Below are 23,182 nucleotides of genomic sequence, written 5' to 3' on the forward strand. Positions count from 1 at the left end.
ATGGCATTTCCCCCACCACCAATAAGGGCCATTAGCTAACATGGCCTTGATTTTCAAATAAGACGTTTTCATTTTTAAATGATGCGAGCTAAGTCCTCTTTTTTTCAAGTTTTTTATTTCCTTTTTTTACCTCTAAAACCCCTATACATCACACAATAAACCCCTTATTGCGGTATAATGACTATGTCAGTTAAGCAATGCATACTAATTTAAGGAGCTACATCATGACAGTTCAAGCGGCTAAAAATTTCAAAGGTATTATTTCTCGTGGTTCATGGGTTGAAATGTCTCTCTATAATCGTGGCCTTGGGGTTGTCGTGAGTATGGAAAATTCATCTTATGAGTCAGTAAGCCAACTAAATACCGTTGGTGGTGGTCATGTAAATGTTGTGTTTTTGTCTGGTCATATGATGAAGCACATCCCAGAAACGCTATTACGCCAAGGGACTCAATACGGCATCATTGAAGGCAAAGCATTAGCTTCAGAAGAAACTATTTATAACTTGGTTTATGGCGCTCAAAAGCGTGACCAAGAGATATTATCTCAGAAGGAAGAAGAGCAGCTTGCTTTTAATACGGCTCGTGAAATGATTTCAAATGATGAAGCTTATTCTCATTTATCTCAAATCGAAAAATACGCAGGCGGTGCAGCCGTTGCAAAAAATATACGCAAAGATCTTAAACGAAATTTCTTAGGCCATAAATTCTCTGTTAAGTCAGATTATCACCGTGTATTAATTGAGTGGGTTGATGGCCCTACCATTGAAGCGGTTGATGCAATTATGGATAAGTATCAAGCAGGGAACAAATACAGCCCATTTAATGAGGAGTTTGGTGGCGTTGAGCGCGTCAGTACCGTTCGCCAATTTTCTGATGCTGCGATTCAAAAAACGATTGATACGCTAACAACAATTTATTCATCTAATCAAACCAATCTAATCACGGTTGATAATTTCAGAAAGGGCGCATTACATTCAGTATTCTTTGAAGAGTGCCAGTTTGATGATGTGTCTAAATTACTTCATTGTGAATTAAGCATTATTCCATTTTTCCAAAAAACAACCAAGAAGCTGTATAACTCTCCTGATACTCATGCGGCTGTTTTGATTGATTCAATATCAATGAACTCGTTTGAGGCGATTGTTCATGATCGTCATGCGAAATACCTTGTTCCTCTTTCTGGTGATGTTGCCGTAAGTAGCACAACCGCATTACTAAAACATGCTCAATCTTTACGAGGCTCTTATTCAGATCAGAGACAGGGGTTTATATTTAACCTTAAGAATGACGCTCAACGTTTTCAACTTGCTCACTCTTAATACCTCCCTTTAATACTTAGGTCAGTTGAGAAGCTGGCCTTTTATCTACTTTGTTCAAATAACGTAATAGGGCATCATTATGAGAAAGGCTATCGTTAGAGAGACAATGAAAAAAGTTAACCTATCAAGACGTGCTAAATTCTTCTTTGCTTGCATTGATAGTGATGATCGCGTGACGACCATGAATAAGAAGCAATTTGATAAGCTTGATTTACCTATGCCAGAAGTCGGGGAGCTGACCCAAAAAGAAATTACACTGGCATTGACTAATCAACTCCAGATGAACCAGAGACTTGAATTTAATATGTGGTGTAAAAAGAATGCACCTTCTTTTTTTGTGAAGCTTGATAAGCTTATTGAGATGGGAGCGAAGTGGACTAAATCAGGACTTTTATCGATTGATCGCTAATTCGTTTCTATTTGGGCTAGTTGAGATACTGGCCTTTCTTTTTTTCTTCTTTTTTCCTTTTCTGAAGATGGGCTTTAATTTTTTAATAAGACATTCTTATTTTGAAATGATGTGGCAAAGTCCTGTTTTCTGTCAATAACTATAAGTGGCTTTTGAGGCTGTTGTTATCCTCTGTTTTTCTGAAAAATGAATAAGGTATTTTTTTCTGTCTAAGCGAGTTTTATCACTTTTACTGCTTTGTGTGGTGGGCGTTTTGCGGTATAATGACTGGGTCAGTTAAGCAATACACATTCATTTTTAGGAGCAATATTATGACACCGACATTATTTGAAGCAAACAGCGTTTTACCTGATTTCAATAGCATGGCTACTGAGAACAACTGGCGTGATCTGATTGTTGATGATCGCACTAATTCTAACATTTTCTTTGATGTAAATATCCAACCACTCAAAGAGCATTTAAACAGCAACATGACCGACAACGATAACCAGATCGTTTTTGATTCAGAAGCTAATCACATCATTGCTGTTCATGGCAGCCGTTACACTCTTCTTAAAAATTCTGATGCGTTTGATTCAGTGAATGAGGCGGTTAATACCCTTGCCGAAAATGGGGTGCTTAATATGGATGGGGCATTCATTAAAGACGCTGTGGTTAATAAAGGCGGTAAGGTTATTCGTCAATATTTCTTCCCTGCTCACATGGTGCAAATCGGTAGCGGTGACAAAGTTATTTTACGCCTTGTTGTTGTGAACTCTTATGACGGCTCATGCAATTTTCAGGTGCAAGCTGGCGGCTTTCGTATCGTATGTACTAACGGCATGGTTACTGGTGAAAAATTCTTATCTCTCGATGTGCGCCACACTGGAACAATGGATTTCGCCCAAGTGACTAGACAAGTAACAACCGCAGTTTCTAGTTTTGAAAATATGGGTGATTATTGGAGTAAGTTAATTAACTCACCATTAAATAGAAAAGATGCGGATAAAATTATTACTGATATGTCTACCGTTGGGCGTGAATTAAGTATGAGTAAGTTTGATATGTTTGAGCGCTTATATACCGACCATAAAAAGACACTTGGTGAAAATCATTGGGCGATGTATAACTCATTAACTGCGTGGGCTACTCACTACAAAGTAAATGAAAGTAATATTTCAAATATTGATAACGTTCGTTTAGATCGTGAAAAGTCTATCCAGAATTTAATGCGTAAACCTGCAATTTGGAATCCTGTTGTAAATAAAACCGCACAATTCCTACTTTAATTTATAAACTCATTACCTAATATTTAACGCCCTTACTTAGTAAGGGCTTTTTTTTGTTTTTCTGAAAAATGGTTATATGTGCAAGTGGCTTATTTTTTTAGGCTAATAACCTACCGTATTAAACCTGATCTCATTTGATTTTTTATTTTTCTATTTTTCAATAAGACATTTTTCGATTTTTTAATGAGCTATTCTTTATTTTATAATCATCGACTAAAGTCCTCCTCGGTCAAGCTTTTCTTTATTTTTCTTCCTTTTTATTTTTCTGAAAAATATTTACTCATATAGCTTCAATATAGCTCGAATTACTTTGTTATTTGCGTAAAGTGCGGTATAATGACACTGTCAGTTAAGCAAAGCACATTAATTTAAGGAGCTACAAAATGACTACTACATTCCAAGCACTAAATAAAGGCAACGTTAAGGCACACACTAAAGCAATTAAAGACCAAGGCATTTCATGTTCTCGCCCTGATGGTCTACGTGTTTCTTTAGACGCTTTATATATTCGCCCTGAATGGAACATCCGTAATATTGATGCTAACCATGTTAAGCAATTAAAAACAGCTTTCTCAAATGGAACAGCTCCAGCACCATTTAAAGTTCAACCATGTTTAGTTAATAACGAAGAACGTTTTGCTGTACTTGGTGGACACCATACTCATATTGCAATTACTGAATTAATCGCAGAGGGTAATGTATTTACTGAAAATTCTTTATTCGATGCTGATGCCGTTTTTCCGAAAAACGAAGCTGAAGCGATTATGATGGCGTTTAATCATAACCAAGGTAAAGCAATGACGGTTATTCAAAACGCTCGCGTATTTAAACGCCTACAAGATGAGGGCATGGAGTTAATTGAAATCGTGAATAAAACAGGTCACTCAAAATCAGTGATTTGTAATTCAGTTAAATTGCTTGAGGGTGATGATGAATTAATCCAGTTGGTTGAAGATAATAAAATCAGTGCAACTCGCGCACGTAACTTTATTAATAAACACGGTTCAACAAAAGCAACTCAATACGCATTGGCTGATATTGGTTTACGTACACAACCTGTTTCACAAGAGCCAGTAAATACAGAGGCGGTTGATTCTGATAATAACCAACCAACTCGACTAGCTGCAAAGGTTCACGCTCCAGAGGGCGTAACTCGCGCCCGTGGTGGATTACGTGAGAAGAATTTAGCAAAAGGCAAAATTGATGAAATGGAGTCTTTAATTAAATATATGTCTACTCGCATTGATGCTGATGGAAATATCCACTTACCAGAAGCAATGATTAACAAAGTTAAATCATTGGCTGATGCTGTAGAGAAAAAAGACGAACACAACGCTCGTGCGCTTGAAGCTCAAAATGCACTAGCCGAATAACTTACAATATTATCAAATAAGCCGCTCATTGTTGAGCGGCTTTTTTTTGTCTGTTTTTCAGAAAAATAACTTGCTCAGGTCTGATTTTTTAATAAGACATTTTCTTCATTTTTTAATAAGACATTGTTTTATAGAACAATAATGCAATACACTTCAATTTGACTTTTAAGTAAATTCATGATAATTTCCATTTATAAAGGTATCTAATAGTATTTATAAGAAAATCTTAAAGTAATTTATAAACATTTTCTAATAGATGTAGAACCCTCACACTACCGCTTCACTTTTCCTCTTCAATATAGCATCTCAACAAGTATTTGAAATTAATCTGTTAATATTTCTTTTTTTATCGTAAGCAATCTAATACATGTTATAATGTGTAAAGGAAATATAGTGTTTATCGGGAGATAAAAGTGATTGATTTTGATAGGGCAGTAAATGACATAGCCACTTCATTGTTTAATAGTAATTCAGTTAGTAATAACATGGAATTTAAGCGAGTGTTGTTTGATGTTTACATCACAATGCTGAAACAAGGATTTCTTTGCTCTGAATCTTTAACTAATGAAAAGTTATTATCATATACTCCGTATGAATATTTTCCATGTGACGCTCATTTAGTTGGCTCATTTTATATGACACCAGCAATGTTGCGTATAATAACAAAGAAATATGAGCAAAATGTAAAGTTAGACATAAGTAATGATGATAAGAAACAAATATGCAATTTATCAAAATTACTACCTCTGACTCATGAGCAAGCAAATTTATACTTAATTAATAATAATGTAATTTCCAGTGAGATTGCTCCCGAAGGCATTCAATATTTAATTAACTCTGTGAGTAATATTCATTGCAAGCCTGTTTTAATGTCAATTTATCCAATTGATTCTAGCGTTAAGGTGGAGAGAGCGAAAAGAAATACAAAACCAAGTGTATATTATTTTCTTCCTGATGTTATTAATAAAACAAAATTCAACTCCCATATAGAATCAATAAAAAGACAAATATCTAGACAATCAAGTTATATAGGGTTTTCAATATTAACCTCTATTTGTGATTCATTCCCTTTTAAATTTAATGGAAAGAACATAATTACCGTTGACTTTATTCGTTCAATTTTGTCTGCTAGGCCTGAATTTAAAATAATTGATGATATTTCTTGTGTTACTCAAGAACCATCTAGCTCTGAGTTTTCATCATTACTAAAACAGTATTTAAATAACGTTGGTAAAATTAGTCATAATGACGCATATAATTTCTTCTTACGTTATTTTGAATATAAGAAATTTAAACAGGGTGGCTATAATAAGAATGCTGACTTTGGTAAAACTGTTAAATCTAAAAAAGATGAAAAGCTACAATTTTCTGATATCGTCGATAATATCGTTCCAGATTATTTACTGAGTGTTGATGATATTATTTTTGTTATATCAAATATTGAAGGGATTATCGTTACTGAAAAAAACATCAATTTCGATGGCGTTGATAATTCAATTTATGGTGTAAATGAGTCAGCATGGGATGCATTCTTTTTATCTTATTGTAAGAGTGAGAGAGAAAAAAATAATGCTAAATATTCAATATCAATGCGTAGTGCTCAAGAATATTTTCTTAACTATATCTCTGAGCAATTCAAATTTTATTTAAATAATGATAATGGATTTTTTTCTGTAGTCGATGGTTACTGTTGTGTAAATGATGAGAATGTTAACTATTTCAATAATCGTAATTCTGTATATTTAAAGCCGAATATAGATGAATTGAATGATTCTTTGGGAACTAAATATGTTCTTCTTGATGAGATTAAACAAAGGTCACTTTCTAATCATGATGTATATTCTGAGGTTTTTTCAGAAAAATGGGGAAAGATAGAATCGAAAAATAAAGAAGATCCTGATTTTCTTTTTACTAACGATGATTATGTTAAAGATTTAACAATGGTTTATGTGAAGTCTTTTTATATGCACTCTTTATCTTTAATTGAACAGCAAGTTTCTTTTTCAAATAAACGAATTGCTGACTGCCAAAAGAGACGCTTATTTGTTCATTCATTCTCAAAAAATGATTCTACAAGTAAGGAATTTATATCAGCGTTAACAAAGTTAGATGAAAGAGAAGAATATTCATTAAATAAAATAGCTAAATTAAATACAATTAGAGATGCTGTTTTATTGTCTGAATCTTACGTAGAGTCTCATAAAGTACTAACTGAAATCGATGATATAAAGTCGAGTAGAAAGTCGCTTAGAATTAATCCTGTAGCGTTGAAGGCTGGGTTTATGTTGCATGAGAAGATAGTACAAGAGGGTAATAGGACTCTTTTATCAGACATTGAAACGTGGGTAAATGAATTGATTGAACATTCTTGGTCTGGTGCATCTGGAGATAGTATTATATGGAAGTACGCTAGAAGTAATCTTTCTCGTTACACTTCACACCCATATCATCCGTTTGGCTTAAGTGATTTAGATTGATTTTTTACTTGGTGTAAGAGATAAAAAAGCCTCGAATTTCGAGGCTTTTTTTGTTCAATCCCTATTAGTTTAATCCAATATTAGTTTCAATTTGAGACTCTTTGGAAGGGATATTTATACTTGAATTATTTTCTATTTGGTTATCTTCTTTGTGTCTATTAATTCGATCTAAGTCACTTGCAAATGCTGCGGAAAATTCTTTTTCAGGTAATGTTAGCTCTGCCAATTCTACATATTCTTCAAGGCTCATATTGCCGTTAATATGCTCAATACTTGCATTAGTTAAAGGCCCGTCATTTGAAAATGATAGGTTATCAAAGATGACATTACGAATGGCGTAAGAGGACGTATTTGAGGTTGAATTAGATAATGCATGAGACATTGTAGAGCTGATCAATACACCACGATTTAAATTAGATTGCCTTGCGATTGTATTGATACTTTCAACTAATTTGTGTTGTTCAGTTATTGATTTCACATCGTGTTCCATGAATGCTTTATCAATTATGGCTTTCAAGTTTTCTTTGAGAACATTATCTAATTGTTTAAATTTTACATTATGGATTTCATCCTCTTTATAGCTAGCTAGAAGGTCATTGTTTAGCTTACTAATGAGTTCTGTTAATGTTTTTTCTTCATTTATCGTAGGTTGCTCCTCTGTTTCCAGAGAGTGTTTAATTTGACTATTCTGCTCCATTACAATGTCAGTGGATTGTGCTGGGGTAAATAATCGCTGTAATTCTTGAGCAGAACGCTTCTGTGGGATCTGGGTCTGGTTCGATTTGTTTTCAGATATCGTAGATTTATCACTAGGTTTTACGGGAGAGTTTTGTTTGATTTTTTGGATCACGTTTAATTGATTTTTAATTTCACTCAAATCGTGTTGAAGTTTCTTGATGATATTTATTTCATTTTGTTGAAAATGATTAGTACTCATTGTTGCTTGGAACGAGTCGGGCGCTGTTGATGCAAAACTCCAATCCTTATGAATGATAAATTGCTTTTTATCTATATTTTCCATTGTAGCTTTAGTAGCTTCCACCACGGCAGGTTGCTCGGTTTCCGCTTGAGATTGGGTCTCTTCTGCTAATTCAGGCTCAGTGGTTTCGACCATGTCAGGTTGCTCGGTTTCGACTTGAGTTTGAACTTCTTCTGTTGCTTCTGGCTTAGCAGCTTCCACCACGGCAGGTTGCTCAATCTCGGCTTGAGGCTGGGTCTCTTCTGCTAATTCAGGCTCAGTGGCTTCCACCACGTCAGGTTGCTCGGTTTCGGCTTGAGGCTGGGTCTCTTCTGCTAATTCAGGCTCAGCGGTTTCCACCACGGCAGATTGCTCAGCCTCAGCTTGAGGCTGGGTCTCTTCTGCTAATTCAGGCTCAGCGGTTTCCACCACGGCAGATTGCTCAGCCTCAGCTTGAGGCTGGGTCTCTTCTGCTAATTCAGGCTCAGTGGTTTCCGCCACGGCAGGTTGCTCAGTTTCGGTTTGAGGCTGGGTTTCTTCTGCTAATTCAGGCTCAGTGGTTTCCACCACGGCAGATTGCTCAGTCTCGGTTTGAGGCTGGGTCTCTTCTGCTAATTCAGGCTCAGTAGCTTCCACCACGTCAGGTTGCTCGGTTTCGGCTTTAGACTGGGTTTCTTCTGTTAATTCAGTCTCAGTGGTTTCCGCCACGGCAGGTTGCTCAGTTTCGGTTTCAGGCTGGGTCTCTTCTGCTAATTCAGGCTCAGCGGTTTCCACCACGGCAGGTTGCTCAGTTTCGGCTTGAGGCTGGGTTTCTTCCGTTGCTTCAGGCTCAGCGGTTTCCACCACGGCAGATTGCTCAGCCTCGGCTTGAGGCTGGGTCTCTTCTGCTAATTCAGGCTCAGCGGTTTCCACCACGGCAGATTGCTCAGCCTCAGCTTGAGGCTGGGTCTCTTCTGCTAATTCAGGCTCAGTGGTTTCCACCATGTCAGGTTGCTCAGTTTCGGCTTGAGGCTGGGTCTCTTCTGCTAATTCAGGCTCAGTAGCTTCCACCACGTCAGGTTGCTCGGTTTCGGCTTTAGGCTGGGTTTCTTCCGTTGCTTCAGGCTCAGTAGCTTCCACCACGGCAGGTTGCTCAGTTTCGGTTTGAGGCTGGGTTTCTTCTGCTAATTCAGGCTCAGTGGTTTCCACCACGGCAGATTGTTCAGTCTCGGCTTGAGGTTGAACTTCTTCCGTTGCTTCAGGCTCAGTGGTTTCCACCATGTCAGGTTGCTCAGCCTCGACTTGAGGCTGGGTTTCTTCCGTTGCTTCAGGCTCAGTAGCTTCCACCACGTCAGGTTGCTCGGTTTCGGCTTTAGGCTGGGTTTCTTCCGTTGCTTCAGGCTCAGTGGTTTCCACCACGGCAGGTTGCTCAGCCTCGACTTGAGGCTGGATCTCTTCTGCTAATTCAAGCTCAGGGGTTTCGACCACGGCAGATTGCTCGGTTTCGGTTTTCTCAGTTGAAGAGGCTATCGCTATATTATTAACTTTATTAATTTCCTCATCAATGGCAGATGAAATTAATGCTGCGTCTGCTTGTACTGACTCTTGCAAATCAGAATCCATCGTTAGATAAGAATCAATGATGTTTTGTGCTAATGCAATATTCTGTAAATTTAAATCTATTAATTTAGTCTCATTAATATCATGCTCAATTGTGGGTTCTTGATTGATGTCTAATAAAATGAGGTTTAATTCTATTGCTGTTTGCTTGAGTGACAGATCAGTTTCGTTCAGTTCATTTTTTACTATGCTTTCATTAAAAATAGAGAGCTTATTTTTTAAATCATGGATTTCTTTTGGGATAGAGAAAGCGTCACTCATTTTTTGTACAAAATCGTCAGACTCTACTTTTAGTGTTGATTTAGTGACTTTTTCAGGTTCAACTTTAGCTATCTGATCTTGAAGCACCTTTAGTTCTTGAGTTAATGAATTCAGTTTTAATTCATAATTTGCAATTTTGTCTTGTGCTTTATCACTAGAGGATAAAGCTAAATTATCTATTCTGTTTTCCAAGTCATAAATCTGTTCTTGAAGAACTTCTTTATTTTCGTAGAGTTGAGTTAAAGGTAATTGACCGTGCATTTCAACTAATGGAATTTCCTGTATTGAAACTAAGTTAGTCTCTACTTTTTGAGCTGGCTTTTGGGCCTTTTGAGTTGAAGGAGAACTATCATTGAAGATTAAGTTCATCTCTCTACCTGTTTTTATTACTTGAGAATATGTTTGATAATCTAGGTGTTGACTATTAGATGCTTTGAAAAAATCATACGCATGTATTAACGAATCTTTTATGTCGTAAAAATTTTGAAATTGTTCTTTGTTTAAATTGATATCGGTAGGGATCCATTTATATTTATACTGGTTTTCTATGTTCCAGTTAGGGCTTACACTCGTTTGAAGTGTGGTTGTAATCGCATGTAATAAATAATCACCAGCTTCATTTCGGGCTTTATCTCTTGCTATTTCATTTGAGTCGCCTTCACTACGATAGTGATTTTCTAATGTATGAATTAAATCATCAATATCAGACAGCTTGTTTTCTTGTTGTTCTTTCGTGAAGTCTTTACCATTAATATCACTGAAATCAACAAAAACACTTGCTAATTCAATTGCATCTTTAAAGTCTTTAGCCACTTTTAGGCCAGTATTTTCCAACCGAACGACTTCTTTAGTTGTTAAATCGGTATATGAAATTGCTGGAGCAAAGCGCTCTTGGCCATGTTTATTAAAGCGGTCATTGTCTGCCATGTTTATAATTGGGAGTGTAGGGTACTTATTGAGGGCAGCACGTATTGCGTGATTTATATTTCCAGCATCAATTGCACAAATCACTAATGCATTAAGACCGCGTTTTTTTGATTCAACGTAAGCATGCAAACCATTTGCGATGCCTTCATTAGTAATGATTATGCTCGCTTCACTAGGATTCCCAATGGTATAGAACGCTTGTTTTTTAGTACCATCACCAAGGCCATCAAACATCTTATTTAGATATTCACTTTCTTCACCGTCTCTTTTGATCTCTATTTTTTCAGCGTATATTTTTTGATAACCTGTTGTCGTGCTTATATCTCTCTCTTCGTTAAGAGACTGATCTAGTGGTAGCCATGTTGTACCGTTAGAATCAATTCTTAATCCCGTCAGATGTTGAGCTGCTTCAACGACAAGTCCTTTTTGTTCCCAATAGGTGCTTTTTAATTGTTCCTGAGACGTTACAGGTGTTTGTTGTAGATAATTGTTTTTAGCGCTAGCTAATTTTTCAATGTTTTCTAATTCAATCTCGTGCAAAATTTGTTGTCTTTTGATGCTACGATCAGCTTCCCTTTGCTGGAATTCTTGAACTGATTTTTCATTAAAGACTACATTTGGTACATTTCCTTCTTTTAAGAAATCAGTATATTCATTACGTGAGTGCGGATCATTTGCATTTTCAAAGGAAGGGTAAAAATAAAAAGATTCGATTTCTTTTTTTCCACCTTTCCATATATGTACATTTAATAATACGTTCTTAAATCTGCTATTTTTTTGGTCATTCTTGATGTAAGCGTTAAACGCACCTCGAACTGATTTTTTCGCGTTTAATGCAGCTTTTTTCGAAATAGATGTTGCTAAATTATCAACAGGTGAATCATTTTCGCTAAGTTCAATGAGGTCAATCATAGCATCGGCATCGATATTGGCTTCTTTTGCCGCAGAATCAAAGACACTGATGTTTTGTTCTAATAACATTTTCAAATATACATGTGGGTTATCTGAGTTGAATTTTTTTTTCAAAAAAGCAACTTGTGAATCTTCACTATATAAAAATTCTTGTATTAATAATTTCTCAACGTCTGATGTACTTTTTACAATAACGTTTGATTCAAAAATGGATAAGTAACCATTAGCAAGTTTTAGGGCATCTGATCGGCTATATACCCCGAGTTGGTCTAACCGTTCTAGCTCATTTATTGACTCATTAACGAGTTGTTCTGCTAATTCTCTTGTTTTTTTATATTCGTTGTTTGGATTTTTTTTAGAAAAACGATTTGAATATGCTTTGTTTATTTTTACGAGCGCTTTATTTTTATCTGTTATTTTTTCTTGTTTGGATCGTTCGGATTTGTTGATAGAAATAAGGCTGCTATGTAAGCGACGAACCTCATTATGAAAGCTATGGTTAACGGGCAACATTGCACTTGCACTGTATCTTAATGCTGCATTCGCGATGTTTTTTAACATTGGAATTTGAGGTGGAACTTTTAATTGCTCAACACGTCCTCCAAGTTGCCCAAATGTCATTCCATAATATTCTGTAAATTTCCCCTTATCGCCAACATAAGGCAATCTTATTGTTTTTGATGAATCTAAGGCCGAGGGAATATTTAGGTCATCTCTTGATCCTTGAAGCACTTTGCTTAAAGTATCAATGGTATCGTGTTTGATTTCATTCATATTGATAATCCTTTATTTAATTTGAATAGCGCAGCGCTTAAGGTGAGGGGGTAAATGTTCTTTATTCGCATAGGTAACTGCGATGACGTTGTGTAGGTTTTCTAATAGTATTTCAGCATTACTAATGTCGTTTGCTGTTTTTAATGGGCCATAGATAACGGCATTTACAATTAGATCCTCAAGGGTAGTTAGTGCTGATAATACTTTTTTATTAACAGGACTAAATGATTTTCCTTGATAATCGAAGGCGTCTGTATTAATTGCAAAAGCAAACCCTCCTTGTTTGTATAAATTGATAGCCTCAACGATCAGTACAGTACTAGCAATTTGTAAACAGTATTTTTTAGGTAGACACAAAACAACCGACTCACCATCTTTGAATTTTATTTTGGCTTGAATCAGTAAGTCTTTAATTGGTGTTGTAAGTGTGTAGTGAAAGGTTGGCAATGAAAGGGAATCATCCATAAATCTAATGAAACTAAGCATGATTATTTTATTATCATTGTTTGTATTGTACTGAGATATTTTACACTTCAATGTAGAGTGTTTTCCTGAAAAATGGATTAATGAGGTAGTGTTATCCATTTGATTCTCATTGAGAGAATAATATAAATTGCTCAGTGTTTTTAATGCTAAGCCTAAACTTGTATCTTTTTGACATTTACTCTCAGTAAATAATTTCTCATGCTTGAATGTTGATAATTGAAGGATCTCATTGGTCTTGGAATTAAGTTCAGCTTGAACAGAAAAGCTATTATTTTCTTCAATTTCATGAAGTAATAAGTTTAAGGGGGCATAAATGCCTTCAAGTGTAACAGTAGAAGTTAGTTTTATCTTTTTCTGTGTCATCGCTTTTATGCACTGCTGCTTGGTTGACCCGATTAAATGAAAAGTAGAGAAAGTACATGATTGAATAAATGAAAGAAGAGGATCATCAATTATTGTTTGTGATTCTTCATTTATACCTTGTAATTTTTCTACTAATTCATAATTAGATGCAGCTATGATTATTTCACTATTAAGATTAAAGATAGCGATAGCATTGTTATGGCAGTATTGTTTTAACTCTATATCAGCAAAGATGGTAGTTTCTGGAGTTAAGCCGCTTAGATCATGAAGATAGAAAATTTCTTCATGCATACAAGCACAAATCATTTTTTTATCATTGTCGATATAACCAAGTCTTAAAAGGTAGTTCAGATTTAGCTCTTCTTGCTCACAATCAACATCTATAAACTGAGCTTTAATAATTTCTGATAGAGGCTTACCAGCTAATTTTTGATATATCGTGCTTGAATATATGGCTGAAGGAAGACTTTTAATTAAAGTTGCGGTTTCATTTTTTGGGATCAACATACTCATAATTTCATTCCTATCTCAGAACCATTTCTTGATAGGGCTGTTATCATTGTTGATAGTGATTGCTTAACTTGATTTGTGATGTCTTTAAGCTTGGTGCTTATTGAGTCAGCATTTAAGTCGGTCCCTGATTTTTCGAACAATTTATTTAATTCAGGTGCTTTCTTATTGATGTGATCAAGAAGAGGTTGAACGCACTCTAAATCTTTTTTAAGTTTTTCCATATGAGCAAGTTTGTTATTGTCATTCATAAATAAGCCTTGCTTTACTTCACTCATTATTGACTGCCCAAGCTTTATGGCTGAATTCTTAAACTCATTGGTTTTTTTTGCGAGTTCTTCTTTTGTTAAAGAAGACGGTGAGGCTATCTGACTTACTAATGCCTGCATTTTAATACATTGCTCTGGGATACTTTCACTAAGGGCATTTTTTAACGGGAAGTTAGTGCTGTTAGTGCTCTTGGGTGATTGATTTCTTTTACTATGGATCGCTGCTGCAATAAGCTGACCTATCGTTGGGTTTGAAGCGTTTTTATTTAGGTCTTGTTCTTTTTCTTCTTCTTTTATGGATTGTCTTGAAGGATCCATATTATTGTTAGATGGATTTATTTGTTCCTGAACTGGCTCTGATTCTTGTTTTTGTTGGTTAAGACCGCCCAGCTCTAATTCTAATTCAGCTTGAGCCTTGGCTAATTCCTCTCTTAATTCTTCGATATATTGCTGTGCTGTTTTTACTTTACTTCCTTCAATAGTCGTATGTATTGTATTTTCAACATAGCTAGAATTAGAAGAAGGGCGCTCAGAATAATCCCCTGTGGCGTAACTAATGTCCTTATTAGATTCCATGCGCATATAAAAAGCATCGTTACCTTGGTTATCAATATGATGATAATTCGACGCTATTTTATTGTTCAGTTGCTCAGAGAAGAGGTCTCCAAACTTTAGATGTATATTGTTCGCCTCTATCTGTTTTGATTTATTGAGTTGGACGAGTTTATCCATACTGCAATCCCGAAATTCAATAGGAGAGCGAAATCCTTCAGGTGGCCAGCTTCTTTTAGTCTTCATGATTTATCCTTATATCTTTCAACTTTAAAGCCTGTAAGGTTTCGCTTCTTAGGCTTTTTTCCAATTTAGTTAATGTGCTATTTAGTGATTTACTATAATAAAGAGCCAGATGGCGCGTTATCTCTGGAGTCATTTGCACTTGGTTAAGTGATTCGATTCTTTCTGAATGAGCCAGTGTTGAACCATCATTAATGAAAGCGGCATCTCTCGCCTTATTGTTTATAAGCGTTCTTCGTTTTAATGAGTCGTCAATAAACCCTTTATAAAGGAGTGATTTTCTTAATTGCTGAAGCTCTATCGGACCTTGTGGTAATCCAATTAAAGAAATTTGTTCTGCTGATGGTGTTCGTATATCGCTTCCAAAAATTAATTCAATAAAGTTACTGGCCTTAACTAGTTCGTCTTCATTTAGTAACGAGTAATTATTTAGAATTTGGGATGTATCAGAAAGCTGCATACTGAAGGTTTCGAGAAATTGTTTGTCTTTTCCATTTTGAGAGCTATTTTTTGATTCAGTTTTTATGTGATTAAAGAAACTAATGTTTGTTGGAGTTTCATTATTCATCGCACCAGTGATTATATGGAATGTGCTTTCTTCTTTTTGTTTTTCAAAATTACAACTTTCACTTAAAGTTGTATTGACCTTGTCTAAGCTCTCATTAATTACCTTGCATGTTTCTTTACTCTGAAAAGGTGCAGAGTAGCGCTCTTCAGAATAATTGTTTTCAGTGATGGATATTGCTGATGTTTTCGCTTGTATTTCTGCTGATTGATTGGCATTTTTTTGATCATTTAGCCCTTCAGAAAGAGTTTTAGCTTGCTCCATTATTTCATTATGATTGCTCATGCGTTCGTCTTGAAAAATGGCTTCTCTAGTCATTTTCAACCACCAGTTACCATCACGAATAAAATCAGTGATAAACCAAATAGGGGAGAAAAAGCTATAAGTCACAGGACTTATAACCAGTGCCGCTACAATTATGAATGAGGTAATGCTATTCGATAGTTGGCGTTTCATAATTCATATTAACCTCTTCAGGAATAGAGTGGCCTAACTCGACATGTAACATCTTGTTTGGCAATCTTAAGTTACGCATTGTTGCCGTAACATGATCGACAATGACAACACCCTCATCCAATGAGGTCAGCATTTTTGCATACCCTAGTCGTCTCTGATTGATATCGTTTCGATTAAATAATGCGCTTCTAACTGATGCATATAAGAGAAAAGTAGTTAAGGTATTATCGGCTTCTGTAAAACGATTATGGTGAGTCTGATAATATGAATTTAATATTCCGATTTGCTCATCGGTAGCCATGTCTTTTTCATAAACAGAATAAATTTCTATTTCATCTCGACCTTCATTTATAACGACGTATTCATTTACAAATGATTTGAAAATGCTTGCTAAATGTTGCATTTGGAAAACAACATCGGCAGTCAAATAACCCAATTCCAATGCTTGTTCTAGGTTTAATCCAGCATATTTTAAATCAGCCTTATTTATGCGGAGCAAGTCGCACTGCTTATGAGCATACTCAATAATTGTTTGGTTTATCTTTGACATTTTGCTCTCTTATGCGTAATGTTTGATTACAATATATACGTATGTGAATTATAAAACAAATGAATGTAATTAACCCGAGTTTGACCCCACTGTATAAGCCTGCTGTTTATGCTTCTCTCTGTTCTAGGGCTGATATCACACTTTTTGTTGCTTTACAGAACGATATCGACCTATCAAATAAAATAATGACTTTTTCACCCTCACTTTCGAACTACTTTGGTTTTAAATCTGATAATACTCAATGTCATATTGGTGTTCCTGATGAGTTATGGTCCAAGTTTTCTCAAATAGATTTTCAATGCTTTTCTATAAGTTTAAATTACTTATCTCTTCATTATCACGTTGATGAAGAGCATGTAAGCTCATACAGAACTGCGGTAGGAATGGAAAAAGAGATTCATCTATCTGGAAGTGAATTAACTATTCGACTCCCTTTAAGAAGAAAAAACGCACTGGAAATTCAAGCTTGTATTGTTTTGCATCTTCATCATATGTCGCCAGATAGTGAAGCGATTGAAGGGCAAAATGAGCAAATATCAATAACAAAAAAACAGATTTTCGAGGATTAATTTATGGATGATCAAAAAGAGACTGTTCAGGTAAATAGCAAATTGAGTAAATCACTTGTAATTGTTAGTGTGTTTGGCTTTATTGCTTTTATTTATGTCATCTTCAATACTTTTTATGGTTTAAAGGCTGAGCAGTCTTCAGGAGCTTTACCCGTACCCGTTAAAGCTATAAATGCAGATCCATTTATAGCGAGCGATGCTTTTGATTTATTAGAGGCAAAGGAGGATGTTGCATTAACTCCTTTGAGTATTGGCGAATTAGAAGCGAAATTAACAGCTCAATTTCAGCGTCATGTTTTTCTGAAAAACATTAAAGGAGCACCACTTTATCTTGCCGTAATTGGTGATGATATGTTCTTTGTTGATAGCACAGGAACTTACATGTTGGATGGACGACTTCTTGATATCGATAATAACTTAATACTGTCAGATTTAATTCAAGAGGAAATTAATAGTGCGAGTCGTCATTTATTAGCTTTACGTTCTGCTCGGCTTGATGGTGTGAATTCATTTTTAGATGGAAAAAACCACAAGCGGATAGTTAAAAGCTATGAAGATAAGGGATCTTCTATCCAAAAGGCAAGTGTTAGTAAGACTCACGCCTTACCTGTAGCCACAAATTCAAAGGAAATTAATCATAAATCCAATAAAGCAGCGATGAATTCAATCGCTGTTGATACAGATATACGCGCTTCTTCAATGAGTAACAATAGTAAATTTACTGAGCTTCCTATGGGATTGAATCAGCAGCTTAATATAGCCCCTGACTTATTGAATATGGCCTCTTCGTTATCACTTTCAGATACAGCGTTTGAAGATAAGTGTTTAACTGTATCGCTAGGCGCAAATTCTTACGCTGAGATGTATCACTTATACCAAAGCATGAAATCAAAAAGTGTAATGAAAAAATGTGGCGAAGTTTATGCTTCAAAACTTATCCCCCAATTGGACGATAAAGATCTAATTGTCTATGAAGCTCCTAATGCGAAACGAAGCATTACGATTATTTCTGACTTTACGTGTCCTTATTGTCGAAAACTTCATGATGAAACACAGAAATACCTTGATGCTGGTGTCACTGTTCGTGTATTCCCTTATGGTCGAGCATCGTATATGAACAACGGAGAATTGACCGCAGTTGGTAAGAATAACTCTTTAGCGCAGTGTCAATTACCGAGTAAAAAGGGTGAGTTATTTGATACACTGTTGTCAAATCCTACACTATATAAAAGCAAAGTTTTAAGCGGAAATGGTGTGTCATTACCATCTGAAAAGTGCCAGCAAGTCTCTTTTATCTATAAGGTAATAGGAGATATCTTAACAAGCAGGGAAACCCCTATTATTATTAATGATGAAGGTAATGTAGCTCGTGGATATTTCCCAGCGAGTTCTTTGCTATCTAAGTGGGGAATGCTGTAGTTATAGAGTGACAAGATTAATGAAAGCCCCTCGATGGGGCTTTTTTTATATGCTGAAGTTAGTGTTTATTTCTTCGATGATATTATCTAGTTTTACGGTTCTTAATTCATTTTCAGGTTTGATCTGGATATCAGAATCAATATTCTTTTCTTGTTGTACGATGAGTTCATTTAGGACGTGGTTTAAGCCGAACTCAATCAATTTTGGGTAATGTTTTTCAGCTTGCTTTAATGTAGAGGATATTAATTTAGTATTACAATGATTACCGTTAAAGAAGAGTGTGGAATATTTTTTAGCAGATAATTCGATGTTTGAAGGACTTGTGTCTTTTGATGACGCTAATAGATAAGCGATTTCATTTTGTGGTGAAAGAGTAAGCTCATTTTTAATAAAACTACCCGTTCGAGCAAGAACACTTCCCGAATCAAAATGCATTACTGAACAATCATTAAAGCTATGATTCAATGATGTGCGGTTTTGTTCTTTAATTAGATATTCTATGGGGGTAATCGGGTGAGCCAGATTATAAATAGCATAATGAGCAGTGTTACTTTGAAAGTCGAGGTGTTGCTCATGATGAATAAGCTCTCCTGATAGCGTGTATTCACTTAACGTTTGATCAGCGATACTTGGTAAGAATTTAAAGTCAGTTCTAGTATAACTAATTCTACCGTTAATGAATGCATCTTGAAGTTCCTCTGCTACAGTCAATTTTCTACCTGATAGAGCTCTATCCGTGATTAAATCTCGGGTAATCGTAGGGTTAACCTTAGTTGCGGCATTTGCATCATGCCATTGTGTGGGTACATTACAAACATGTTGAACGCCTTCTACATTAAACCCTCTTTGTTGGACTTGGTTTATTCGCCCTACAGCATCAAATTGTTTTGCTAAAGAGATCCCTGTGGTTGTTAGATAGTTATTACGGTTCGACTTTGAGCTCATTTTGCGCATATGTAAATTAGTCACTTTAATCAATGCGGCTTTGAGTGCTTGGTTTTGATCAAAATCAAACTCGCCTTTATTGTATCGATTCAAAGTTAAAGTAATGCCTATTTCACTAATATCATTAAAGATACAACGTCCATGCTCAGAGTCAGGTGTTAAGTTTTTAATATGTTCAGCGATTAAATCTCCTTGAGGGTCGGGGTCTGTTGCTATGATTATTGGTTGTCCATTTAGCGCTCTTAAATCTTCAATAATGGTTTTGTTTATTGGTTGTTGAACAATATTATTATTATGAAACGTATAATCATATAGGTGGCCAGAAGTGGCCATTACACTTGTAATTACCCCTAGTTTAAATAAATTATGCTGTAAAAGAGCCGCAATCTTTGGACTCTCAACAATAATGTTTTTACCACTCCCAAGAATCATCAATCCCCCTGCCTTCTGTTGAAGGGCTATTTGATTTTTGATTGGGGCTATTACTTTCAGGTAATTGTTTATAAAAATTATCAGTATGAACGCTGCATGATGCGGCTTTAAAAATACCGTTTAAATGACCGTAACAAGTTTCATCAACTTCGATGCAGTTTACGCTTTCTGTTATCAATTGCCCTGATAGTGACTTTGTTGTTTGTTTACACATGCGATTGTATTGACTCACTGGCCCATCAATTCGACCACATTCAACGGCACGTTTGCCAGTATTGTCTATGCTTGAACCGCTGACATAACAAGCTGAACCAAGATTCATATTGGCTGGCAAATTCTTACAGGATTCTACTATTGGAATAGGCGTCCCATCGGGGTATCGTTTAATTTGTTTTGTTTCATCGTCCGTCTCATAACCAATTACACACATCTCGTAGTCAACGGTCGGACGGCTACATTTAATTTTTCTCCATTCATCCGAGAAAGCATCCCCTTCTTTTAAATAACAGGTATCTGGACTTGAAGGTCCATTGTCTGTTATGGAACAAGGAACAATAATATTTTTTCCTGTACTATCTTGCGTGTAACACATTTCATCTTCTGGTTCTGTAGGTATTGGGTCGGGATTAGGGAGACCATTTCCATTACCGCTATTACCTCCGTTATCATCGTCACCAAACAAATCATCTATGGTTTTATCTTTGATAGCATTTAGTTCACTACATACTTGTCCTGTTAACCCTGCGGCTATATCACCAAGAGTAGGGAGCCCAATCAAATCAAAATCCATGTTACAGCTTGCCATTGGATTGAACCATGTTGAAGGGTTCCCACTCGTAGTATCAATATCGCATTCATAATCAATAGCTGGAGAGGGGAGAGTTATAGTTAAAGAGTCACATGAATTAGATGGACTTATAGCCCAAGTTTTTTGCGGTTCTGATTTTTCAGCAAATGCGTAAGAAGTAGAAAACAAAGCCACTATTAATGCCATTTTTATTTTCATATCGAATGTCCTGTAATGGTTTGTAACGTTGATATTTTTGCGACTTCTTCGACTCTTTGAACAATAGTCTTTGAAGCGATAACTATTTGATTGTTAACTAGTGTGTTTTTTTCTATAGATTCGTTATAGGTGGTGTAAGCATATTCGTAAATAGCGGTTCCCCAAGCGTCACTATTAAAACCGCACCACGCCATTGCGGTGATAGATTCAGTGAAAGGAAGGTAAGCAATTAATCCTATTAGATCAGCGAGAGCATGCTCTGTTTTATCACTCAGAGGATAGCGACAAACTGAAGGCAGATTGTTAAATATTTTAGCAATATCATGAATTTCACTATTTAGCGTCCATGTTTCTTTTTCTTCGAATGAATGCCAAATTGCGAGAACATCTTGACTGTACTGTTCTAAATATTGTGACTTATACGTTGTGTATTTATCTATATCCATTGCTATAACCATATTTTATTTATAATATGGTTACATTAGTAATTTTTTAAGGATAGTGCAATGGAATTCGAACAATCATTAACTAGACGAAATCTAGCGGTAGATCTTCAAGAGCCCTTGTTATCCTCTTCTCCTCGTTGGAATCCAGATTCTTGTCTATCTATGGAAGATTTCACACTTCAAGTTGAATCTTTTCATCCTCAAGCATTTGATAACCGCTTACTTACAGCTATTGAAAATAACAATGAACCTATTTTTACGCTTGGTGATGTGACTACACAATTAGAGCAACCGTTTGACATTAGCAATGATATTGAGATGGATAACTCAATGGAAATGGAAAAAATGGGGATGTAACGATGTATTTTTCTAAAAAACACTTAGCCGTAATTATTGCACTTAGTTTTCCATTTAAAGCTAATGCTGTTGTTTGTATAGACGCGATTGGTAACGCCCTCCAATTAGAAGAAATGGTATCGTCGGCTGCTCGTTGGGTTGAAGAAAAGTCAGCTTGGGCGGCTGAATATGCTCAAGAGAATGCATTAGCCGAATTTGAAAATATGCAAAGTGAATACCGTGCAAGTGCTGAAATTTCAGCAGTTACAACATCGGTATCCTCAACGGCTAATGCTCATGCTGAAGAGCGATATATTGCTTCTCCTAGTGCTTGTTCTGCAATCCAAGGAGCTAAAGCTCTTTATGATTCGTTTTCAGCCAATTTATGTGCTGAAGACGAATCAAAGGTTGCTGTGGAAAGTTTGGAATTATCAAAAATCACAGACTGTGGGGTTGGTGGATCAGGATTACATTGTGGTGCGTTAAAAAAGAAAAGAGAAAGCATTTCAAGTCGTTTAGTTTCGGCTGTAAATGATAAAGATGGTGAATCTCTTGCCGCAATGCTAGATGGTGGAACCGTACTTGGTGTTGGTGACGGGGTAATGAGTCCTGATAAACAACAAGCCCAAGATGATGCTTTTGCATTAATTCTTGGAGTGGAAGATACGAAGTCACTACCTCGACGTTTGGATGGCAGTTTAGCTACAAATGATGATCCCCATGCGATAGCCGCTACGACTCAGTGGGCTAGACAACACGCTCTTGAATCAATTCCAAATTCTGCGTTAAAACGAATCAAAGGATTGTACGATCATCAAGACGGTAAAAAATCAATTATCGCCCAATTAGAAGAACGAGTTCAGTATTATAATAGTGAAGAGTTCTTAAAATTAATTACGAATACCAACTCAAAAGACTCCCTGCCTGCCGATTGGGGGACAATGCACCCAGAAGCTAAATTTTCTTATTTACAAACATTACCGTCAAGTGAGCAACCTGTATCGTCAGAGCAAGTTACTCGCATGATCGCTGAAATGATTAGCCTACAACTTGCTTTGGATTTTTTAACTACAGAATCCGCGCTATCAAGCAATGCTCTTATTGCTATTCAATCAAAGGTTCAGATGTAAATGAATATGCTTGATGAATTCTTTAAGTTCATGGTCGAGTATGAGATCCCATCTCTTTATTTATTAATTGAAGTTATTTTTATGGCTCTTGGTTGGTATTACTTTCTTTGGTGTATCGCGACTCTTAAAAATGTTAAGCAATTAACGGGTAATTACTCACAAACAGCTTTTCAAATTGCTGATGTTTCTCCGTTATCAATTATAGGGCGATTCTTTGCCAGTGTTTTCTTAATGTCTTATGGGCAAGGCCAAGCGCTAATCGCTAATTCTATTTTTGTGTCACAAGATTTTGCCCCTTACTCAATTGAAATGTTTAGATCGATTTCTTGTGCCAATGGGAGTATGGAAGGTTGTCTTCATTATGATTTGGGCCTCTATCAGAATCAATCATGGGAGTCTCAGGTTATTAATGCGAATTTTTTCAATTTAACTACAGCATTGATGCAAATATTTGGGGCGATTGCGTATGGCCGTGGTTGGCATAATGTTGGCCGACTTGGAGATAACGCTGTAAGTGGGAAAGCTCCTCCTACATTTGGTGGGGCTTTAACTCAACTCATTCTCGGTGTGGCATTTATGCACCCCCTTGAACTATGGGAAATGTTCACTTAAGTCGATAACAAGGAAC

The 23,182-nt window shown here is 36.1% G+C and carries 18 protein-coding genes; 10 read left to right on the plus strand and 8 right to left on the minus strand.

The window, feature by feature from the left end; translation table 11 throughout:
- Positions 1–224 precede the first annotated feature (224 nt).
- The 5 genes from PVK63_RS14075 (at position 225) to PVK63_RS14095 (ending at position 6,846) form a co-directional block, all read left to right on the plus strand.
- Complete coding sequence (locus PVK63_RS14075) at positions 225–1,319, plus strand: LPD29 domain-containing protein (protein ID WP_274440660.1); 1,095 nt, start codon at positions 225–227, stop codon at positions 1,317–1,319.
- Positions 1,320–1,398: 79 nt separating this feature from the next.
- A complete protein-coding gene (locus PVK63_RS14080; protein WP_274440659.1) occupies positions 1,399–1,728 on the plus strand; it encodes a hypothetical protein in 330 nt (109 codons plus the stop codon).
- 311 nt (positions 1,729–2,039) lie between these two features.
- Positions 2,040–2,996, plus strand: coding sequence for a DUF932 domain-containing protein (locus tag PVK63_RS14085; protein ID WP_274440658.1), 957 nt, complete (start codon positions 2,040–2,042; stop codon positions 2,994–2,996).
- 383 nt (positions 2,997–3,379) lie between these two features.
- The gene (locus tag PVK63_RS14090) at positions 3,380–4,369 is read left to right on the plus strand and encodes a hypothetical protein (RefSeq protein WP_274440657.1); all 990 of its coding nucleotides are present in this window, start codon (positions 3,380–3,382) and stop codon (positions 4,367–4,369) included.
- A 413-nt stretch (positions 4,370–4,782) separates the two neighbouring features.
- Positions 4,783–6,846 (plus strand): hypothetical protein, encoded by a 2,064-nt coding sequence (locus tag PVK63_RS14095; protein ID WP_192957916.1) that lies wholly within the window; start codon positions 4,783–4,785, stop codon positions 6,844–6,846.
- Positions 6,847–6,910: 64 nt separating this feature from the next.
- Here the strand turns inward: PVK63_RS14095 and PVK63_RS14100 are convergent, their stop codons facing one another.
- The 5 genes from PVK63_RS14100 to PVK63_RS14120 are packed head-to-tail and all read right to left on the minus strand — an operon-like array spanning position 6,911 to position 16,271.
- Positions 6,911–12,277, minus strand: a complete 5,367-nt coding sequence (locus PVK63_RS14100; RefSeq protein ID WP_274440656.1) for a hypothetical protein — start codon at positions 12,275–12,277, stop codon at positions 6,911–6,913.
- Between the two features lie 12 nt (positions 12,278–12,289).
- Positions 12,290–13,639 (minus strand): hypothetical protein, encoded by a 1,350-nt coding sequence (locus PVK63_RS14105; protein WP_274440655.1) that lies wholly within the window; start codon positions 13,637–13,639, stop codon positions 12,290–12,292.
- Positions 13,636–14,703: a hypothetical protein gene (locus PVK63_RS14110; protein ID WP_274440654.1), complete on the minus strand. Its 1,068-nt coding sequence runs from the start codon at positions 14,701–14,703 to the stop codon at positions 13,636–13,638. Before PVK63_RS14110 ends, PVK63_RS14105 begins: the two co-directional genes overlap by 4 nt.
- Positions 14,693–15,721 (minus strand): hypothetical protein, encoded by a 1,029-nt coding sequence (locus tag PVK63_RS14115; protein WP_274440653.1) that lies wholly within the window; start codon positions 15,719–15,721, stop codon positions 14,693–14,695. The genes PVK63_RS14110 and PVK63_RS14115 overlap by 11 nt, the downstream gene beginning before the upstream one ends.
- Positions 15,699–16,271, minus strand: a complete 573-nt coding sequence (locus PVK63_RS14120; RefSeq protein WP_192957911.1) for a hypothetical protein — start codon at positions 16,269–16,271, stop codon at positions 15,699–15,701. The genes PVK63_RS14115 and PVK63_RS14120 overlap by 23 nt, the downstream gene beginning before the upstream one ends.
- 59 nt (positions 16,272–16,330) lie before the next feature.
- Between PVK63_RS14120 and PVK63_RS14125 the strand changes: the two genes are divergently transcribed.
- A complete protein-coding gene (locus tag PVK63_RS14125; protein WP_192957910.1) occupies positions 16,331–16,840 on the plus strand; it encodes a hypothetical protein in 510 nt (169 codons plus the stop codon).
- A 3-nt stretch (positions 16,841–16,843) separates the two neighbouring features.
- Complete coding sequence (locus tag PVK63_RS14130; RefSeq protein ID WP_274440652.1) at positions 16,844–18,259, plus strand: thioredoxin fold domain-containing protein; 1,416 nt, start codon at positions 16,844–16,846, stop codon at positions 18,257–18,259.
- 45 nt (positions 18,260–18,304) lie between these two features.
- Here PVK63_RS14130 and PVK63_RS14135 read toward each other — a convergent pair whose 3' ends face one another.
- Genes PVK63_RS14135 through PVK63_RS14145 form a run of 3 tightly spaced genes read right to left on the minus strand, consistent with a single transcriptional unit; the run spans position 18,305 to position 21,088 of the window.
- Positions 18,305–19,636 carry a toprim domain-containing protein gene (locus PVK63_RS14135; RefSeq protein WP_192957908.1) on the minus strand — a complete coding sequence of 444 codons (1,332 nt, stop codon included), beginning with the start codon at positions 19,634–19,636 and terminating at the stop codon, positions 18,305–18,307.
- The gene (locus tag PVK63_RS14140) at positions 19,617–20,642 is read right to left on the minus strand and encodes a hypothetical protein (protein WP_274440651.1); all 1,026 of its coding nucleotides are present in this window, start codon (positions 20,640–20,642) and stop codon (positions 19,617–19,619) included. The genes PVK63_RS14135 and PVK63_RS14140 overlap by 20 nt, the downstream gene beginning before the upstream one ends.
- Positions 20,639–21,088 carry a hypothetical protein gene (locus PVK63_RS14145; protein ID WP_192957906.1) on the minus strand — a complete coding sequence of 150 codons (450 nt, stop codon included), beginning with the start codon at positions 21,086–21,088 and terminating at the stop codon, positions 20,639–20,641. The genes PVK63_RS14140 and PVK63_RS14145 overlap by 4 nt, the downstream gene beginning before the upstream one ends.
- Before the next feature lie 60 nt (positions 21,089–21,148).
- Between PVK63_RS14145 and PVK63_RS14150 the strand changes: the two genes are divergently transcribed.
- Genes PVK63_RS14150 through PVK63_RS14160 form a run of 3 tightly spaced genes read left to right on the plus strand, consistent with a single transcriptional unit; the run spans position 21,149 to position 23,166 of the window.
- Positions 21,149–21,445 carry a hypothetical protein gene (locus tag PVK63_RS14150; RefSeq protein WP_192957905.1) on the plus strand — a complete coding sequence of 99 codons (297 nt, stop codon included), beginning with the start codon at positions 21,149–21,151 and terminating at the stop codon, positions 21,443–21,445.
- A 2-nt stretch (positions 21,446–21,447) separates the two neighbouring features.
- A complete protein-coding gene (locus PVK63_RS14155) occupies positions 21,448–22,554 on the plus strand; it encodes a hypothetical protein (RefSeq protein WP_192957904.1) in 1,107 nt (368 codons plus the stop codon).
- Positions 22,555–23,166, plus strand: a complete 612-nt coding sequence (locus tag PVK63_RS14160; protein WP_192957903.1) for a hypothetical protein — start codon at positions 22,555–22,557, stop codon at positions 23,164–23,166.
- The last annotated feature ends 16 nt before the right edge of the window (positions 23,167–23,182 follow it).

The sequence above is a fragment of the Aliivibrio sp. S2TY2 genome (assembly GCF_028765525.1).
Classification (GTDB): domain Bacteria; phylum Pseudomonadota; class Gammaproteobacteria; order Enterobacterales; family Vibrionaceae; genus Aliivibrio; species Aliivibrio finisterrensis_A.

Excerpts from the sequence above, each read along its gene's own strand:
- PVK63_RS14075 (WP_274440660.1), top strand. The coding sequence starts at position 225 with ATGACAGTTCAAGCGGCTAAAAATTTCAAAGGTATTATTTCTCGTGGT.
- PVK63_RS14080 (WP_274440659.1), top strand. The coding sequence starts at position 1,399 with ATGAGAAAGGCTATCGTTAGAGAGACAATGAAAAAAGTTAACCTATCA.
- PVK63_RS14085 (WP_274440658.1), top strand. The coding sequence starts at position 2,040 with ATGACACCGACATTATTTGAAGCAAACAGCGTTTTACCTGATTTCAAT.
- PVK63_RS14090 (WP_274440657.1), top strand. The coding sequence starts at position 3,380 with ATGACTACTACATTCCAAGCACTAAATAAAGGCAACGTTAAGGCACAC.
- PVK63_RS14100 (WP_274440656.1), bottom strand. The coding sequence starts at position 12,277 with ATGAATGAAATCAAACACGATACCATTGATACTTTAAGCAAAGTGCTT.
- PVK63_RS14105 (WP_274440655.1), bottom strand. The coding sequence starts at position 13,639 with ATGAGTATGTTGATCCCAAAAAATGAAACCGCAACTTTAATTAAAAGT.
- PVK63_RS14110 (WP_274440654.1), bottom strand. The coding sequence starts at position 14,703 with ATGAAGACTAAAAGAAGCTGGCCACCTGAAGGATTTCGCTCTCCTATT.
- PVK63_RS14115 (WP_274440653.1), bottom strand. The coding sequence starts at position 15,721 with ATGAAACGCCAACTATCGAATAGCATTACCTCATTCATAATTGTAGCG.
- PVK63_RS14120 (WP_192957911.1), bottom strand. The coding sequence starts at position 16,271 with ATGTCAAAGATAAACCAAACAATTATTGAGTATGCTCATAAGCAGTGC.
- PVK63_RS14125 (WP_192957910.1), top strand. The coding sequence starts at position 16,331 with ATGAATGTAATTAACCCGAGTTTGACCCCACTGTATAAGCCTGCTGTT.
- PVK63_RS14130 (WP_274440652.1), top strand. The coding sequence starts at position 16,844 with ATGGATGATCAAAAAGAGACTGTTCAGGTAAATAGCAAATTGAGTAAA.
- PVK63_RS14135 (WP_192957908.1), bottom strand. The coding sequence starts at position 19,636 with ATGATTCTTGGGAGTGGTAAAAACATTATTGTTGAGAGTCCAAAGATT.
- PVK63_RS14140 (WP_274440651.1), bottom strand. The coding sequence starts at position 20,642 with ATGAAAATAAAAATGGCATTAATAGTGGCTTTGTTTTCTACTTCTTAC.
- PVK63_RS14145 (WP_192957906.1), bottom strand. The coding sequence starts at position 21,088 with ATGGATATAGATAAATACACAACGTATAAGTCACAATATTTAGAACAG.
- PVK63_RS14150 (WP_192957905.1), top strand. The coding sequence starts at position 21,149 with ATGGAATTCGAACAATCATTAACTAGACGAAATCTAGCGGTAGATCTT.
- PVK63_RS14155 (WP_192957904.1), top strand. The coding sequence starts at position 21,448 with ATGTATTTTTCTAAAAAACACTTAGCCGTAATTATTGCACTTAGTTTT.
- PVK63_RS14160 (WP_192957903.1), top strand. The coding sequence starts at position 22,555 with ATGAATATGCTTGATGAATTCTTTAAGTTCATGGTCGAGTATGAGATC.